This window comes from Amycolatopsis sp. NBC_01286 (assembly GCF_035982555.1).
GTDB lineage: Bacteria > Actinomycetota > Actinomycetes > Mycobacteriales > Pseudonocardiaceae > Amycolatopsis.
The window spans coordinates 1,123,898-1,139,322 of record NZ_CP108428.1 but is presented as its reverse complement, the minus strand read 5'-3'; the positions used below and the strand labels follow the sequence as shown (position 1 = coordinate 1,139,322).

The following is a 15,425-nucleotide window of genomic DNA, read 5'->3' as shown; positions in this document are numbered from 1 at the left end:
CCGATGAGGAGGAGGGCCATGCGCCCTACCAACCGGACCCGTCGCGGCGCAGCGTTAATCGCCGTGGCCGCGGCGTCCGTCCTGCTGACCAGCGCCTGTTCCGGCGCCGCCGCGCCCAGTGGCGGCGGTGACGCGGCCGCAGCGCCCGGCAAGGACGACAAGCTCACGATCACCGTCTACAGCAAGTTCACCGACCGCGAGTACGGCGTCGTCACCGCGGGCCTGAACAAGCTCAAGGCGAAGTTCCCGAACATCGAGATCAAGCACGAGGGCAACCAGGACGACGACAAGCTCACGCAGTCGATCCGCGGTGGCAACCCGCCCGATGTAGCGATCTCGTTCTACACCGACAACCTCGGCGCCTGGTGCTCCAACGGCAGCTTCCAGGACCTGAAGCCCTACATCGACCGCGACAAGATCGACCTCAACCAGATCCCCGAGGCGGTCCGCAACTACACCGAGTACCAAGGCAAGCGCTGCGCGATGCCGATGCTCGCCGACGTCTACGGCCTGTACTACAACAAGGACCTGTTCGCGGCGAAGGGCATCACGTCGCCGCCGAAGACCACCGACGAGTGGCTCGAAGACGCCAAGAAGCTGACCGAGTACAACGCGGACGGCTCGATCAAGGTCGCCGGCTTCCTGCCGTCGATGCCGTTCTACGGCAACCAGGCCCAGTACTGGGCGCCGAACTTCGGCGCGCCGTTCATCGGCCCGGACGGCAAATCGGACCTCGCCAGCAACCCGGGCTGGAAGGCGATGTTCGAGTTCCAGCAGAAGCTGATCGACGCGCTCGGCGGCCACGACAAGGTCGAGAAGTTCAAGGCCGGTCTCGGTGACGAGTACTCCGCCGACAACGGCTTCCAGAAGGGCAAGCTGGCGATGATCTACGACGGTGAGTTCCGCACCGCGTTCATCAAGGACCAGGCCCCGACGCTGAACTACGCCACCGCCCCCGCGCCGGTGCTCACCAGCATGGCCGACAAGTACGGCAGCGCCTTCACCACCGGCACGATCATCGCGATCCCCAAGGGCGCCAAGAACCCCGGTGCCGCGTGGGAGCTGATCAAGCAGGCCACCCTGGACACCGACACCCTGGTGGACATGGCCAACGGCCTGAAGAACGTGCCCAGCACGAAGGCCTCGCTGACGTCGCCGCGCCTCGATCTGCAGCCGCAGTTCAAGACGTTCCTCGACATGTACGACAGCGGCAAGCTCGTGTCGAACCAGACCACCCCGATCGGTGACGCGCACCTCAAGGCGGTCAACGACTTCGCCGAGAAGTGGCAGGCCGGCTCGATCCCCGATCTGACCGAAGGCCTGAAGAAGGTGGACGCGCAGATCGACGACGAACTGAAGCAGAAGGGCGCGGGCGGATGACCTCCACCCTCGCGGAGAAAGCCCCGGGTTCCCCGTCCGCGCCTGCAAAGGCGCGGGCGGGGGCCCGCCGGGCCAAGCGCCGCCGGACCGCGCTGTTCTTCATGGCCCCGGCGCTCGTCGGGTTCCTGGTCTTCTTCGGCTACCCGCTGATCGCCACGGTCTACTACTCCTTCACCAAGTACGACCTGATCAACCCGCCGCAGTTCATCGGGTTCGACAACTACGTCCGGATGTTCACCACCGAGCCGCTCGTCGGCGTCGCGGCGTACAACACGCTGTGGCTGGTGGTCATCCTGACGACGTGCCGGGTGCTGTTCTCCCTCGGCATCGCGTCGGTGATCTCCCGGCTGAAGTCGGGCGTCGGCCTGGTGCGGACGCTCTGCTACCTGCCGACGCTGGCCCCGCCCGCGGCGGCGACGCTCGCGTTCGTCTTCGTGTTCAACCCCGAGTTCGGCCCGGTGAACCGGTTCCTGCGGCTCATCGGCATCGACGGCGGCCTGTGGTTCAACAGCCCGGCCATGTCGAAGCCCGCGCTGACGCTGCTCGCGCTGTGGGGCTCCGGCGAGCTGATGATCATCATCCTGGCCGCGCTGCTCGACGTCCCGACCGAGCAGTACGAGGCCGCCGAACTCGACGGCGCCGGCTCGGTCCGCAAGTTCTGGCACGTCACGCTGCCGTCGATCTCGCCGGTGCTGCTGTTCGGCGTGGTCAACTCGATCATCTACGCGCTGCAGTTCTTCACGCAGGCGATCGTCGCGGCGTCCGCTTCGGCGGGCACGGCCGACGTCGCCGGCAACTCGAAACTCATCGGCGCGCCCGAAAACTCGACGCTGACGTACCCGATCTGGCTGTACGTCCAGGGTTTCCGCTACTTCAACATGGGTTACGCGGCGGCGATGGCGGTGCTGCTGTTCATCGTTTCGGCGGGCTTCACCTGGATTCTGGTGCGGCAGCTGCGTAAGTCCCAGCACCAGGAGGAGGGGACATGACCGCGTTGGCGGAAGCACCGCAGAAGCCGGCGGGTGTGCACCCGAAGGTGCGGTTCAAGCGGAGCTGGGACAAGCGCCTGTCCTGGATCGCGTTGCACGCGACCGGGATCGCGCTCGGCGTGATCTTCATGCTGCCGCTGCTGTTCGTCTTCCTCACCGCGGTGATGGCGGACGACCAGGCGATGACGGCGAGCCTGTGGCCGAGCGTGTGGCACTTCGAGAACTTCGTGACGGTGTTCCAGAAGGCGCCGCTGCTGGAGTACTTCGGCAACAGCCTGCTGTACTCGGGGCTGGCGACGATCGGCGCGCTGCTCTCGGCGATCCCGGCGGCGTACGCGCTGGCGAAACTGCGGTGGCGCGGGCAGAACCTGTTCTTCATGCTCACGGTGGCCGCGATGATGCTGCCGCCGCAGGTCACCGTCGTCCCGCTGTACGACCTGTGGGTGCGGCTCGGGCTCACCGGCACGCTCGTACCGCTGATCACGCCGTACTTCTTCTTCGACGCGTTCTCGATCTTCCTGCTCCGGCAGTTCTTCCTCACCATTCCGAAGGACTACCTCGAAGCGGCGAAGATCGACGGCTGCAACGAGTTCCAGGCGATGTACCGGGTATTGATCCCGATGGCGAAGCCCGGAATCGCGGCCACCGCGATGTTCTGCTTCCTGTTCACCTGGAACGACTACTTCGGACCGCTGCTCTACACGGGCGAGGACCAGGACCACTGGCCGCTGTCGCTGGCGATCGCGTCCTTCCGCGGCATGCACCACGTCGAGTGGAACATGACGATGGCGGCGACGGCGCTGATCATGGCGCCGGTGATCATCCTGTTCATCTTCGCGCAGAAGTCGTTCGTCAAGGGCATCACATTCACGGGAGTCAAGGGATGAAGCTGGCAGTCGTCGGTGGCGGGTCCACCTACACGCCGGAGCTGATCGACGGGATCGCCGGTCGCCGGTCCACTTTGGACGTCGACGAGATCGTGCTGGTCGACCCGGACGCCTACCGCGTCGAGGCCGTCGGCGGGTTCAGTCAGCGGCTGCTCTCGCACGCCGGCCACCCCGCGCAGGTCCGGACGACGCAGTCGCTCGAAGAGGGCGTCGACGGCGCGTCGGCCGTGCTGATCCAGCTGCGTGTCGGCGGTCAGCGGGCGCGGCGCTCCGACGAGACGTTCCCGCACGCGTGCGGCTGCGTCGGCCAGGAGACGACCGGTGCGGGCGGGCTCGCGAAGGCGTTGCGCACGGTGCCGGTGGTGCTCGACATCGCCGAGCGCGTCCGCAAGATCGCCGGCGACGACACGTGGATCGTCAACTTCACGAACCCGGTCGGCATCGTCACGCGTGCCCTGCTCAACGAGGGCCACCGTGCGGTCGGGCTGTGCAACGTCGCGATCAACCTGCAGCGGCAGTTCGGGAAGCTGCTCGGCGTCGGCGCGGACGACGTCAAGCTCGTCCACACCGGACTGAACCACCTGAGCTGGGAGCGCGGCGCGCTCGTCGACGGCGTCGACCGGCTGCCGGAACTGCTGGAGCAGCACCTGGACTACCTGTCCAATGAGGTCAGTGTGCCGGAGAAGTGGCTGCGGCGGATGAACGTCGTGCCGTCGTACTACCTGAAGTACTTCTACGCGCACGACGAGCAGGTCACCAAGCAGCGCACCGAGCGGCCGCGGGCGGACGTCGTCAGCGACGTCGAGGAAGAGCTGCTGAAGATCTACCTCGACCCGGAGGAGAACACGAAGCCGGAGTCGCTGGAGAAGCGCGGCGGGGCGTACTACTCCGAGGCCGCGGTGCAGCTGGTGCACGCGCTGACCGCGGACGGCCCGGCCGAGGAGCACGTGGTGAACGTCCGCAACGACGGCACGTTCGGCTTCCTGCCGGACGACGCCGTCATCGAGGTTCGGTCCACTGTGGACTCTTCCGGCGCCACGCCGATCGCGCAGACGCCGGTGGAGCCGCAGTTCTCCGGGCTCATCGCGGCGACGACGGCGTACGAGTTCCTCGCGCTGGAAGCGGCGGTCAAGGGCGGCCGCGACCGCGTGGCCGACGCGCTGCTCGCGCACCCGCTGGTCGGGCAGTACACGAAGGCCGACACGCTCGCCGATTCGCTGGTGCAGATCAACCGTGAGTACCTGCCCTGGGCCCGCGGATGAAGCCAGCTGTCATCGCGATCGACGGCGGCAACAGCAAAACCGAGGTCCTCGTGGTGTCCCACGAAGGCGTCGTGCTGGGAAAGTCGCGCGGTCCCGGTGCTTCTCCGCAGAACGTCGGTGTCGCGGCCTGCGTCGCGGCGCTGGAAGACCTGGTGCTGGAGGCTTTCCCGGATCACGGGGAGAAGCCGTTCGCGGTGCACACGTCGGCGTACCTGGCCGGGCTCGACTTCCCGCGCGAGGAGGAGGCGCTGCACGCGGCGCTGGCGGCCCGTGGGTGGAGCGACACGCTGACCGTCGGCAACGACACCCTCGCGCTGCTCCGGGCGGGCAGCGCGGGGATCGGCGTGGCCGTGGTGTGCGGTGCCGGGATCAACGGCGCCGGCGTCGGCCCGGACGGGCGCGTGCACCGCTTTCCCGCGCTGGGCAAGATCTCCGGCGACTGGGGCGGCGGCTACCGGCTCGGCGAGGAGGCCCTGTGGTGGGCGGTCCGCGCCGAGGACGGCCGCGGCCCGCGCACGTCGCTTCGCGAGGCCGTCGCCGGCTTCTTCGGCCGGGAGACGCTGTTCGACGTCGTCCAGGGCTTGCACTTCGAAGAGATCCCGGCCGCCTCGATCCACGGGCTCTGCCCGCTGTTGTTCGAGGTGGCCGCGGCGGGCGACGAGGTGGCGGCGGACATCGTGACGAGGTTCGTCGAGGAGGTCAGCGTGTTCGCCGCGGTGATCCTCCGGAAGCTGGACCTGACGGAGGAAGCCCCGGAGATCGTCCTCGGCGGCGGTGTCCTGACGGGCATCGGCACCCCGGTGATCGCGGAGATCGAGCGGCGGTGCCTGAAGGTGGCGCCGCGCGCGGTGGTCCGCGTGGTGGACGTCAACCCCGTGGTGGGGGCGGCCCTGTTCGGGCTGGACACCCTGGACGCGCCGGCGTCCGCGAAGGCTGCGCTGAAGGCCGCGACCCAGCGCGCGTAGACCCCCGGCAGGCCGGCTCGAAGCGGCGCGAGCCGGCCTGCCGGGACCTCGTCAGGCCGGCACGATGACGTCGCCGGTCTCCAGCAGGGTCTTGAGATCGGAGAGGATCCAGGCCCAGCCCCCACCCGCACCTTGGCCGGGCGCGGCGTCGATGTCCTCGTGCTCCCCGCCGACCATCGCCCCGGTGGCGGGCGCGCCGGTGACGTCGTGGGTCACGGTGAGTCTGGTGCCGGCGGTCTGTGTGGCTTCGATGTCGTAGGTGACGGTCGTGTAGGGCTCGTCGGCCATCGCCGGGTCCATCAGCAGCTTCCACGTGATGACGAGTCTGCGCGGCGGATCGGCCTCGAGGACCTCGCCGTCGATCAGGTCACCGGTGAAGCCCGCGTCGATGAAGGCCTGCGTCGGGTGGGTCCGGTGCTTGCCACCCGCCTTCAGGTCGAAGTCGACGAGGCCGGTGTAGCCGTACCTCTGGGTCCACTCGGGCTTGGTGATGGCTTCCCAGATCCGCTCCGGGGTGGCCTTGATGTAGATGCGGTTGACCTGCACGGTGTTCGTCATGGTTTGTCGCCTTCCAGTTCGTTCTTGAGATCGAGCAGCGCGGTCACCCGGCGCTCGGTGTACTTGTCGATCCACCGGTCGTGGATCTCCCGGATCGGCACGGGGTTCAGGAAGTGCAGCTTTTCCCGCCCTTCCTTCCGCGCGACGACCAGGCCGGCCTCTTCGAGCAGCTTGAGGTGCTTCATAACGCCGAAGCGGCTCATGTCGACGCGCGTTTCGAGTTCGGTGAGCGTGCGCCCGTCACGCTCGAAGAGCAGGTCGAGCAGGAACCGGCGGGTCGGATCCGCCAGCGCCTTGAACACCAGGTCGTCGTCGGGCACGCCGGAAGAATAGGTGACCAAAAGGTCACATGTCAACGGTGCGGGTGGCGCTGGTGCGAACGGCCCGTTGGTGCCGGTTGGGGCGCGAACGGCCCGTTGGTGCTTTGGCGGGCGAGGGTGCGAACGGCCCGTTGGTGCCGGTTCGGGCACGAACGGCCCGTTGGTGCCGCGGCGGGCGAGGGTGCGAGTGGCCCGTTGGTACCCCGGCGGTGTGGAGGCGAACGGCCCGGTACTGCCGGATTCGTCGCGAACGGCCCGTTGGCGCACTGGTGGCCGGAGCGCGAGTGGCCCGTTGGTGCCGAAACTGTCGCGACTGGCCCGTTCGCACCTGGCGGCGGGCGTCACGAGTGGCCGCTCGTGCTGGTCGCGAGGCGAACGGCCCGCTGATGTCGATTGCCGCGCGAACGGTCCGTTGGTGCCGAAATTGTCGCGAGTGGCCCGTTCGCGCGGTGGCGAACCCGCCTCCTGCCGTGCGAGTACTGGCGAGCGCGAGTGGCCCGTTCGTGCCGAAACCGTCGTGAGTGGACCGTTCGCACCCCCGGTCGGCGACCACAAGAATGGCCGCCACCCCCGGCGCGGGGATGGCGGCCTCAAGCGGTCGAGCTACACCACCAGCGACAGCGGCAGGATCAGCGCGATCGCCACCACCGAAATCAGCGTCTCCATCACCGACCAGCTCTTCAGCGTCTGCCCGACCGTCAGCCCGAAGTACTCCTTGACCAGCCAGAACCCCGCGTCGTTCACGTGCGAGAAGAACAGCGACCCGGCCCCGATCGCCAGCACCAGCAGCGCGCTGTGCGACGGGTCCATCGTGGCCGCCAGCGGTGCGACGATGCCCGCCGCCGAGACCGTTGCGACCGTGGCTGAGCCCGTCGCGAGGCGGATCGCCACCGCCACCAGCCAGCCCAGCAGCAGCGGCGAGAGGTTCGCGTCCTTGGCCAGGCCCGTGATGACGTCGCCGACACCGGCGTCGACCAGGGTCTGCTTGAAGCCGCCGCCGGCGCCGACGATCAGCAGGATCCCGGCGATCGGGCCCAGCGCGTCACCGACCACAGTGGACAGCTGGCCGCGGCCCAGGCCGGCCGGGCGGCCGAGCAGGACCATGCCCACCAGCACCGCCGCGAGCAGTGCGATCAGCGGGTCGCCGATGAAGTCCAGGATCTTGCGCGCCTGGCTTTCCTTGTCCAGCAGGATGTCCGACAGCGCCTTCGCGAGCATGAGCACGACCGGGAGCAGGACCGTCGAGAGCGTCGCGGCGAAGCTGGGCCGCGGTTTGTCCGTGTCCGCGCGCTCCGGGACCAGCCGCGCGGGCGCCACGGCGTCCGGCACCATCCGGGCGGCGAGCTTGCCGAACAGCGGGCCCGCGATGACCAGCGTCGGGATGCCGACGAGCAGGCCGAACGCCAGCGTGATCCCGACGTTCGCGTTCAGCGCGCCCGCCGCGGCGAGCGGGCCGGGGTGCGGCGGGACCAGGCCGTGCAGCACCGAAAGGCCGGCGAGAGCGGGAATCCCCAGCAGCATCAACGGTTTCCCGGTGCGCTTGACCGCCAGCAGCACGACCGGGATCAGCATGACGAGGCCGATCTCGAAGAACATCGGCAGCCCGATCAGCGCCGCGACCAGGGCCATCGCCCACGGCAGCGCGGCGCCGCGGGCCTTGCCGAGCACGGTGTCGACGATCTGGTCGGCACCACCGGAGTCGGCCAGCAGCTTGCCGAGCATCGCGCCGAGCGCGATCAGGATGCCGACCGAGGCGACCGTGCTGCCGACGCCGTTGGAGAAGCTCTTGATCAGCTTCTCGACCGGCATCCCGGCGGCCAGGCCGAGCACCAGCGAGCCGAGCACCAGCGACAGGAACGGGTGCAGCTTCACCTTGGTGATCAGCACGACGATCACCGCGATGGCGACGACGGTCGCGCCGATCAGCCGGGTGTCGTGGCCGGTCCAGGCGGCGGCTAGGACGGACGTCATGCGAGCTCCCGGAAGGCGGTCAACGCGGCTTCGGTGATCTCACCGGGGGTGTCGCGGATGTCGAAGATCGCGCCGGGCTCGTCCGGCTCGAGGGGCTCGAGGTCGGCGAGCTGCGAGTCCAAAAGGGACACTGGCATGAAGTGGCCCTTGCGGGTCTGCATGCGCTCGGCGAGGATTTCGCGGTCGCCGTGCAGGTGCGCGAACCAGACGTTGCCGCCGGTGCGCAGGACGTCGCGGTAGCGGCGCTTGAGCGCGGACGACGTCACGACGCCGCCGGTGTCCTGGTGCGCGCGGATCCAGCCGGCGATCGCCTCGAGCCAGGGGGCGCGGTCCGCGTCGGTCAGCGGCGTCCCGGCGGTCATCTTGTCGATGTTGGCCTGCGGGTGGAACGTGTCGGCCTCGGCGTACTCGACGCCCAGCGCGTTCGCCAGCGCCGTGCCGACCGTCGTCTTCCCGGAGCCCGACACCCCCATCACCACGATGACGGTCATCCCGCACCTCCCACTTCGTTGTGCTCGGGTGAGTCAAACTCAAAAGTACTACTTATTCAAGATTAAGTGCTACTTAATCGAGTCAGTTCGCTAGGTTGGGGGTCGTGGGGAACGACAGGCACGACCAGGTCCTGGACGAGCTCGGCGCGGCGATCGCGAACGGTTCGCTGCCGCCGGGGACGGTGCTGCGGTCCGAAGAGCTCCAGGAACGCTTCGGTGCTTCGCGGACGGTAGCGCGCGAAGTGGTCCGAGTGCTCGAGACGATGCGCCTGACCAGCAGCAAGCGGCGCGTCGGGGTGATCGTGCGGGACCCGGGGGAGTGGAACCACTACGACCCGAAGCTGATCCGCTGGCAGCTCGACGGCCCGTCGCGCCCGGCCGCCCTGGCCACGCTGAACGAGCTGCGTTCGGCGATCGAGCCGTGCGCGGCGCGCTACGCGGCCCTGCGCGCGACCCCGGAGGAGCGCGGCCGCCTCGGCGCACTGGGCGAGCGGCTGGCGCGGACAGCCCGAGCGCGCGACCTCTCGGCGTTCCTCGGGTTCGACATCGCGTTCCACGACCTGCTGCTCACGGCGTCCGGGAACCCGATGTTCGCGCAGCTGTCGGAGGTGGTCGCGGAGGTGCTGACCGGCCGGACCGGCCACGGCCTGATGCCCCCGGAACCCCAGCCCGAGGCGGTGGCCCTGCACCTGGAGGTGGCGGCCGCGGTCACGGCGGGCGACGCGGACCGGGCCGAACGCGCAATGCGCGACATCGTGGTCCAGGCGCGCGAAGAGATCGCGGCGCTGGTGGAGTGACCTGCACGTCGGAAGGGTGGGTCGCGGCGCCGGTCGAGCAGGTCGGCGCGGGTCGCGGGTGGGATCCCGGGCGTGGGACCAGATTGCGGTGCCGGTGGAGTGATCCGCGCGTCGGAAGGGTGGGTCGCGGCGCCGGTCGACTAGGTCGGCGCGGGTGGGGTCCGGGCGCGGAACGAGATCGTCGGCGAGGTCGGTGTCCGAATTGCTCGGAGCGGTCGCGGTCAAGCCGGTCGGTGCGCGCTTCGTGGTGCGGAATCGTGGTGCTGGTGGTGCAGCCCGGCGGCGGTCGGGTGGTCCGGGCGCCCTCGGTGATCACGGCGCTGGTCAGGCGGTCGGTGGTCCCGGCGCGGGACACCGTGGTCCGGGCGCGGGTGGCGATCGTGGCGCTCGTCGAGTAGGCCGTTCGGTGGTCCGGTGGGGCGAGTAGCCTCTCCTCGAACTGGACTTTCTTTCTGCCGGGGGGCACAGGTGAGCGCGGCGCGCGCGATCGGACTGGTGTTGGGCGTAGCGGCCGACGGCGCCCTCGGCGACCCGCGCCGGCGTCCGCCGGTGACGGCCTTCCGCCGCTTCGGGCCCGCGCCGGGTGCCGCGGTGGCCGTGGCCGCCGTGCTGGGTGGCCTGGTGCTCGAACGCGCCGGGCGTGGCCGTCCGCTGGTGCAGGCCTCGGCGACCGCCGTCACGACCTGGGCCGTGCTCGGCGCGGCCGGCCTGGCGCTGCAGGGCACCGAGCTCGCGCGCGACCTCGAGGAGTGCCGGTTCGAGCCGGCCCGCTCGACACTGTCCGAACTGGACCCCCGCGTCGCCGACGGGCTGGGCCCGGTCGCGCTGTCGCGGGCGTCGGTGGAAACGTTGGCGGAGAACACATCCGACGCCGTCGTCGCGCCGCTGGTGTGGGGCGCGGTGGCGGGCGTCCCAGGCCTGCTCGGCGCGCGGGCGGTCAGCCTGCTGCGCCGCACGCGCGGCGGCCGCCCCGGCCACTGGGCGCTCGACCGCCTCGACGAGCTCGTCCACCTGGTCCCGACCCGCATCGCGGCGGGCCTGACGGTGCTGGCGGCCCCGGTGGTCGGCGGCTCGGCGGGCGGCGCGTGGCGCGCGTGGCGCCGCGACACGATCGCGCACCCCAGCCCCAACGCGGGCCGCGTGGAGGCGGCGTTCGCGGGAGCGCTGGAGATCCGCGTCGGCGGCCGGACGGTGTACCCGCACGGCATCGAGGAGCGCCCGGTGCTGGGCGTCGGCCGCAACCCGGACGCCGGTCACGTGACACGCGCGGTGGAACTGTCCCGTGTGGTCGGCTGGCTGGCCGGCGTGACGTCAGTGCTGCTCGCGGTGGTCGCGGGCCTCTGGCGCCGCAACCACTGAGTCAGCCGCGGCGGCGCAGCTGGGTCAACGCCTCCGCGTCCAGCCGTCCGTCCCGCTCGGCCAGCTGGGCGCCGATCCGCTCGCGGTCCTCTTCCGTCCGGTTTCCGCCGAACTTGAACTTCGCGCGGACGCCCGTGATCGTGAACTCGATCCCGCGGATCCCGGGCAGCAGCCGCCGGTCGGGGGCGTCCGTCGCGCTCACCGGAGCGCGCGCTCCGTCGGTCTCGAAGTGGCGCAACTGCTTGTCCAGCAAGGAAGCCTTCGCCGCCGGGTCGTCGACCAGCCGGACGTCGCCCTCGAGCTGGACCGTCGCGTAGTACGACGTCGGTACGCCGCGTGCCGGGTCGGCGCCGGACGCGGTGTTCCAGTCCGCGCGGATGTACGTGTAGTCGTCGACCACCGTCAGCAGCGCGCGCGGGTGCTCCTCCAGCAGCGGCCAGATCGGGTTGGGGCGGGCCAGGTGGGTGACGATCGTGCGGTCGCCGTCGTAGGCGAAGTGCGCGGGCGTGACCATCGGCAGGTCGCGGCCGGTGCCGCCGGCGATCAGCTGGCCGAAGTCGTGGCCGGCCAGCCAGTCCCGCCACTCGGCGTCGTCCTTCGCGGCGTCCCAGGGGTGGATCAGCATGAACCCAGTATGAGGACCACAAGTGGCCTCGCCCCAGGGCCATTTCCGGCTTACTTCGAAGGGCCACTTTCGGCGTACTCGGCCTCGTCCTCGGCCAAGATCTCCGAGACGGACTTCCGCCGCGTCCGCTCGCCCGGCTCCTTCGGCGCGGTCAGCGCGCCACCCGGCTTCAGCTCGCGCACGGTGAAGTACAGCCAGCCCAGCACGGCCATCGCGCCGAACGCGATCCACTGCAGGGCGTAGGAGAAGAACGGCCCCGAGTCGGTCTGCGGCAGCGGCAGCGCGCCCAGCACACCGGGCTGATCGGTGTCGAGCTGGAAGTACCCGGGCCGGATGTCGATCCTGCCCGCCCGCGCGACGACCTTCGAGTCGACGACGTAGCTCTGCAGCCGCCCGTCGGTCGACGCGTCGGCGAAGGCGTCACGGTTCTTCGGGTCGGTCTCGTCGCTGCGCACCCGCGCGGTGACCTGCACGGTCCCGCCCGGCGCCGGCGCGAAGGGCAGCACGCCGGACTTGCTGTCGAGCTTGACGAACCCGCGGTCGATCAGCACGACCGTGCCGTCGGTCGTCCGCAGCGGCGTCAGCACCTCGTAGGCGCCCTCGCCCTGCACGGTCCGCAGCCGCGCGACGACCTCCTTGTCCGGGAGGTACTGACCGGTGATCGACACGAGGTGCCACTCGGTGTGCTGGTCGGGCACGGCGCCCGGCGCCAGCAGCTGGTCGAGCGGCACCGGCGCGGCCGTGAACGACGTCTCGAGCGAGGAGTTCTGCTGCTCGCGCTCGGTGTTGCGGCCGAACTGCCACGGCGACAAGAGCGTGAAGCAACAGACGGCGAAGGCGAACACCACCACCGTCAGAGCCAGCCACCCGGGCCGGAGCAGGAACCGCAACCGCACCCCACCACGGTAGGCCGTGCCCGGTCCGGCCCGCCCGCCGACCTCGGTCACTGTGACGTGTCAGGGGTGCGAACGCACCCAATCCAGCAAACCGGGCACCGCGCGTTCGACCATGCCGAGGACGTCCTCGAAGCCGTCGTCACCGCCGTAGTAGGGGTCCGGCACCTCGGCGCCGCCCGGGGCCGACGGGTCGAACGACCGCAGCAGCCGCACCTTCGCCGGATCGTCGACGCGGGCCCGCAGGAACTCGGCGTGCCCTGCGTCGGCGGCGAGCAGGAGGTCGGCGCCGAGGTCCTCGTCGGACACCTCGGACGCGACGTGCCGGGTGGGGTAGCCGTGGGCCTCGAGGGTCGCCCGGGCCCGCTTGTCGGCGGGTTCGCCTTCGTGCCAGCCGCCGGTTCCGGCACTGGTGACGCGGACGGCGTCGGCGAGGCCGGCGTCGCCGAGCTCCTTCCGGAGGACGAGCTCGGCCATGGGAGAGCGGCAGATGTTGCCGGAGCAGACAACGACGATCCGAAGCATGCGGCGAGCGTAACCACCGGTCCGCCGGGTTCACCTGGTCAGCTCACCGCTCGGCGGTACCACCGGCCCGCACCGGGCACCTAGCGTCGATCACGCGAGGACGCGAACCGGAAGGAGAGCGATCATGCACGGGTGCTGCTCGAAGTGCACCGGCCAGGGCTGCGGCTGCTGCGGCAACTGCAACTGACCCCCGCACGGCGCTCGCGGCGGCGGTGACCCGCCGCCGGAGCGCCCCCTAACGCGGCAGGCAGGTCGCCGAGACCGCTTCTTCCAGTGCGCGAGCGTGCAGGGCGTCGAAGCGGTGGACGACGTCCGCGACGCCGGCGGCGAGGAGCTGCCGCTGCGGGCACGAACGGGCCGCTCGTGCCGGAAGCGTCGCCGCCAGCTCCGTCAGCAGGCCGCTGTTGAGGCGGTCGATCACCGGGCGGATCTCGCCGAGGTCGGGGCGGGTCGCCGGGACCTCCGACGGGTGCGTGGCCCAGCGGGCGTACAGGCCGCGCTGGACCACCTTGTTCGCCTCGATCTGGGCGCGGAAGAACCGCACCGCGTCCGCCGGGTCCAGGCCGAGCTGCGGGGCCCGCGCCGCGACCGTGTCGTAGATCTGCTGCTCGCGCACCGGGTCGTCGATCGGGGACGGCGTGCCGTACTTGGCCGCCGCCACCTGGTCGGCGATCCGGACGCGCTGCGCCGCGAGATCCGTGAGGCGCCACAAGGAAGGCGCCGCCGAAGCGGGGGCCGTGCAGGCCAGGAGCGCCGCCAGCGCCACCATCACCGTGACGAGCCAGGACCGAAGCCGCATGGCCCGAAACGCTACATGCGAAGATCCCCGGATGCCCGCCCTTTCCGAAGTCATCACCGTGCTGGAGCAGGCGTACCCACCGGCGCTCGCCGAGTCGTGGGACGCCGTCGGCCTCGTCTGCGGTGACCCGGCCGAGTCCGTGACGCGCGTGCTCTTCTGCGTCGACCCCGGCGCCGACACCCTCGACGAAGCCGTCGAGCTCGGCGCGCAGCTGATCGTCGCGCACCACCCGCTGCTGCTGCGCGGCGTGCACGGCGTCCCCGCCGACACGGCGAAGGGCGCGCTCGTGCACCGGATGATCCGCGCCGGGATCGCGCTCTACTGCGCGCACACCAACGCCGACTCCGCCGACCCCGGCGTCTCCGACGCGCTCGCCGAAGCGATCGGCCTCCGCGTCCTGCGGCCCCTCGACCCGAAGCCGGACGGTGTCACGGGCCTCGGCCGCATCGGCGAACTGCCGGAGCCGGAACCCTTCGGCGTCTTCGTCCAGCGCGTCGCGGACGCGCTGCCCGCGACCGTCCCCGGCGTGCTCGGCGCGGGCGACGAGGACCGGCCGATCCGCACCGTCGCCGTCTCCGGCGGGGCCGGGGACTCCTACCTCGCGCTGGCCACCGAAGCCGGGGTCGACGCCTACGTCACCGCCGACCTGCGGCATCACCCCGCGGGTGAGCACCTGGCGAGCCCGGGCCCGGTGCCCGCGCTGGTCGGGCTGACCCACTGGGCCAGCGAATGGCCCTGGTGCAGGCAAGCCTCGGCGGTCGTGGCGCGAGCGTTTGCGGGTAACGTCGACATCTGCGTCTCCACGCGGTGCACCGACCCGTGGAACGTCCGCGCCGAGCGCACATCGAATTAAGAGGAGCACCGTGAAGGCCGAACCCGCCGTGCAGCGCCAGTTGCTCGAGCTCGCCAAGGTGGACGCCGAGCTCTCGCGCACCGCGCACCGTCGCCGCACCCTTCCCGAGCTGGCCGAGATCGACGCCGGGGAGAAGACCGTCCGGGATCGCCGCGACGCGCTCGTGTCCACGGAGACCGCCGCGTCCGACCTCGACCGGGAGGTGGCCCGGCAGGAGAAGGAGATCGAGTCGGTGCGCGCCCGCGAGGACCGCGACCGCAAGCTCCTGGCGTCCGGATCCGTGAACTCCAAGCAGATGACCGACATCGAGCACGAGCTGCAGACCCTGCAGCGCCGGCAGAGCGCGCTGGAAGACGACCTCCTGGAGCTGATGGAGCAGCGCGAGGCGCTGGGCCTGGACGCGCAGCGCACCGGCGCCGAGGTCGACAAGGCCGAGTCCGAGGTCGCCGCCGCGATCATCCGCCGTGACGAGGCGTTCAAGGACCTCGACACCACCCGCGCCCGCCGCGACGAAGACCGCGCGAAGCTGCTGCCGCGCTTCCCGGAGCCGCTGCTGAAGCTGTACGAGCGCGTCCGCGAGCACAAGGGGATCGGCGCCGCGCTGCTGCGCGCCCGCCGGTGCGGCGCCTGCCAGCTCGAGCTGGACCGCAACACCGTCAACGAGATCAAGGGCGGCCCCGAGGACGACGTCGTGCAGTGCGAGAACTGCGGCGCGATCCTGGTCAGGACCGTGGAGTCCGGCCTGTGACCG

Annotated in this window: 18 protein-coding genes; 10 read left to right on the top strand and 8 right to left on the bottom strand. The window is 70.7% G+C overall.

Annotated elements, in window-relative coordinates; all coding sequences use genetic code 11:
- Positions 1–18: 18 nt before the first annotated feature.
- The 5 genes from OG570_RS05305 to OG570_RS05285 are packed head-to-tail and all read left to right on the top strand — an operon-like array spanning position 19 to position 5,483.
- Positions 19–1,380: an extracellular solute-binding protein gene (locus tag OG570_RS05305; protein WP_326946373.1), complete on the top strand. Its 1,362-nt coding sequence runs from the start codon at positions 19–21 to the stop codon at positions 1,378–1,380.
- Entirely contained in the window at positions 1,377–2,369 is a 993-nt protein-coding gene (locus tag OG570_RS05300; protein WP_326955808.1) for a carbohydrate ABC transporter permease, read from the top strand. The genes OG570_RS05305 and OG570_RS05300 overlap by 4 nt, the downstream gene beginning before the upstream one ends.
- Positions 2,366–3,256, top strand: a complete 891-nt coding sequence (locus OG570_RS05295) for a carbohydrate ABC transporter permease (protein WP_326946375.1) — start codon at positions 2,366–2,368, stop codon at positions 3,254–3,256. Before OG570_RS05300 ends, OG570_RS05295 begins: the two co-directional genes overlap by 4 nt.
- Positions 3,253–4,518 carry a 6-phospho-beta-glucosidase gene (locus OG570_RS05290; protein WP_326955807.1) on the top strand — a complete coding sequence of 422 codons (1,266 nt, stop codon included), beginning with the start codon at positions 3,253–3,255 and terminating at the stop codon, positions 4,516–4,518. The genes OG570_RS05295 and OG570_RS05290 overlap by 4 nt, the downstream gene beginning before the upstream one ends.
- The gene (locus tag OG570_RS05285; RefSeq protein ID WP_326955806.1) at positions 4,515–5,483 is read left to right on the top strand and encodes an N-acetylglucosamine kinase; all 969 of its coding nucleotides are present in this window, start codon (positions 4,515–4,517) and stop codon (positions 5,481–5,483) included. The genes OG570_RS05290 and OG570_RS05285 overlap by 4 nt, the downstream gene beginning before the upstream one ends.
- 51 nt (positions 5,484–5,534) lie before the next feature.
- On the opposite strand, the gene OG570_RS05280 is transcribed toward OG570_RS05285, so the two are convergent.
- The 4 genes from OG570_RS05280 to OG570_RS05265 form a co-directional block, all read right to left on the bottom strand.
- On the bottom strand, positions 5,535–6,041 hold the full coding sequence (locus OG570_RS05280; protein ID WP_326955805.1) for an SRPBCC domain-containing protein: 507 nt from the start codon (positions 6,039–6,041) through the stop codon (positions 5,535–5,537).
- Positions 6,038–6,361: an ArsR/SmtB family transcription factor gene (locus tag OG570_RS05275; protein ID WP_326955804.1), complete on the bottom strand. Its 324-nt coding sequence runs from the start codon at positions 6,359–6,361 to the stop codon at positions 6,038–6,040. The genes OG570_RS05280 and OG570_RS05275 overlap by 4 nt, the downstream gene beginning before the upstream one ends.
- A 603-nt stretch (positions 6,362–6,964) precedes the next feature.
- Complete coding sequence (locus OG570_RS05270) at positions 6,965–8,332, bottom strand: GntT/GntP/DsdX family permease (RefSeq protein ID WP_326955803.1); 1,368 nt, start codon at positions 8,330–8,332, stop codon at positions 6,965–6,967.
- Positions 8,329–8,823, bottom strand: coding sequence for a gluconokinase (locus OG570_RS05265; protein WP_326955802.1), 495 nt, complete (start codon positions 8,821–8,823; stop codon positions 8,329–8,331). Before OG570_RS05265 ends, OG570_RS05270 begins: the two co-directional genes overlap by 4 nt.
- 104 nt (positions 8,824–8,927) lie before the next feature.
- Here OG570_RS05265 and OG570_RS05260 point away from each other — a divergent pair, with 104 nt between their 5' ends.
- The 3 genes from OG570_RS05260 to OG570_RS05250 all read left to right on the top strand — a co-directional run bounded on the left by OG570_RS05260 (position 8,928) and on the right by OG570_RS05250 (position 10,979).
- Entirely contained in the window at positions 8,928–9,620 is a 693-nt protein-coding gene (locus tag OG570_RS05260) for a FadR/GntR family transcriptional regulator (protein ID WP_326946381.1), read from the top strand.
- A 257-nt stretch (positions 9,621–9,877) separates the two neighbouring features.
- Positions 9,878–10,018: a hypothetical protein gene (locus OG570_RS05255; protein WP_326955801.1), complete on the top strand. Its 141-nt coding sequence runs from the start codon at positions 9,878–9,880 to the stop codon at positions 10,016–10,018.
- 70 nt (positions 10,019–10,088) lie between these two features.
- On the top strand, positions 10,089–10,979 hold the full coding sequence (locus tag OG570_RS05250) for a cobalamin biosynthesis protein CobD/CbiB (protein WP_326955800.1): 891 nt from the start codon (positions 10,089–10,091) through the stop codon (positions 10,977–10,979).
- A 1-nt stretch (position 10,980) separates the two neighbouring features.
- Here the strand turns inward: OG570_RS05250 and OG570_RS05245 are convergent, their stop codons facing one another.
- The 4 genes from OG570_RS05245 to OG570_RS05230 form a co-directional block, all read right to left on the bottom strand.
- Positions 10,981–11,604 carry an FMN-binding negative transcriptional regulator gene (locus tag OG570_RS05245; protein WP_326955799.1) on the bottom strand — a complete coding sequence of 208 codons (624 nt, stop codon included), beginning with the start codon at positions 11,602–11,604 and terminating at the stop codon, positions 10,981–10,983.
- A 50-nt stretch (positions 11,605–11,654) separates the two neighbouring features.
- The gene (locus OG570_RS05240) at positions 11,655–12,500 is read right to left on the bottom strand and encodes an SURF1 family cytochrome oxidase biogenesis protein (RefSeq protein WP_326955798.1); all 846 of its coding nucleotides are present in this window, start codon (positions 12,498–12,500) and stop codon (positions 11,655–11,657) included.
- A 60-nt stretch (positions 12,501–12,560) separates the two neighbouring features.
- Entirely contained in the window at positions 12,561–13,022 is a 462-nt protein-coding gene (locus OG570_RS05235) for a low molecular weight protein-tyrosine-phosphatase (protein WP_326955797.1), read from the bottom strand.
- Positions 13,023–13,257: 235 nt separating this feature from the next.
- On the bottom strand, positions 13,258–13,821 hold the full coding sequence (locus OG570_RS05230) for a chorismate mutase (RefSeq protein WP_326955796.1): 564 nt from the start codon (positions 13,819–13,821) through the stop codon (positions 13,258–13,260).
- Between the two features lie 31 nt (positions 13,822–13,852).
- On the opposite strand from OG570_RS05230, the gene OG570_RS05225 reads away from it, so the two are divergent.
- Positions 13,853–14,674 carry a Nif3-like dinuclear metal center hexameric protein gene (locus OG570_RS05225; RefSeq protein ID WP_326946388.1) on the top strand — a complete coding sequence of 274 codons (822 nt, stop codon included), beginning with the start codon at positions 13,853–13,855 and terminating at the stop codon, positions 14,672–14,674.
- A gap of 10 nt (positions 14,675–14,684) precedes the next feature.
- Positions 14,685–15,422 (top strand): zinc ribbon domain-containing protein, encoded by a 738-nt coding sequence (locus tag OG570_RS05220; RefSeq protein ID WP_247061167.1) that lies wholly within the window; start codon positions 14,685–14,687, stop codon positions 15,420–15,422.
- Positions 15,423–15,425: the final 3 nt, after the last annotated feature.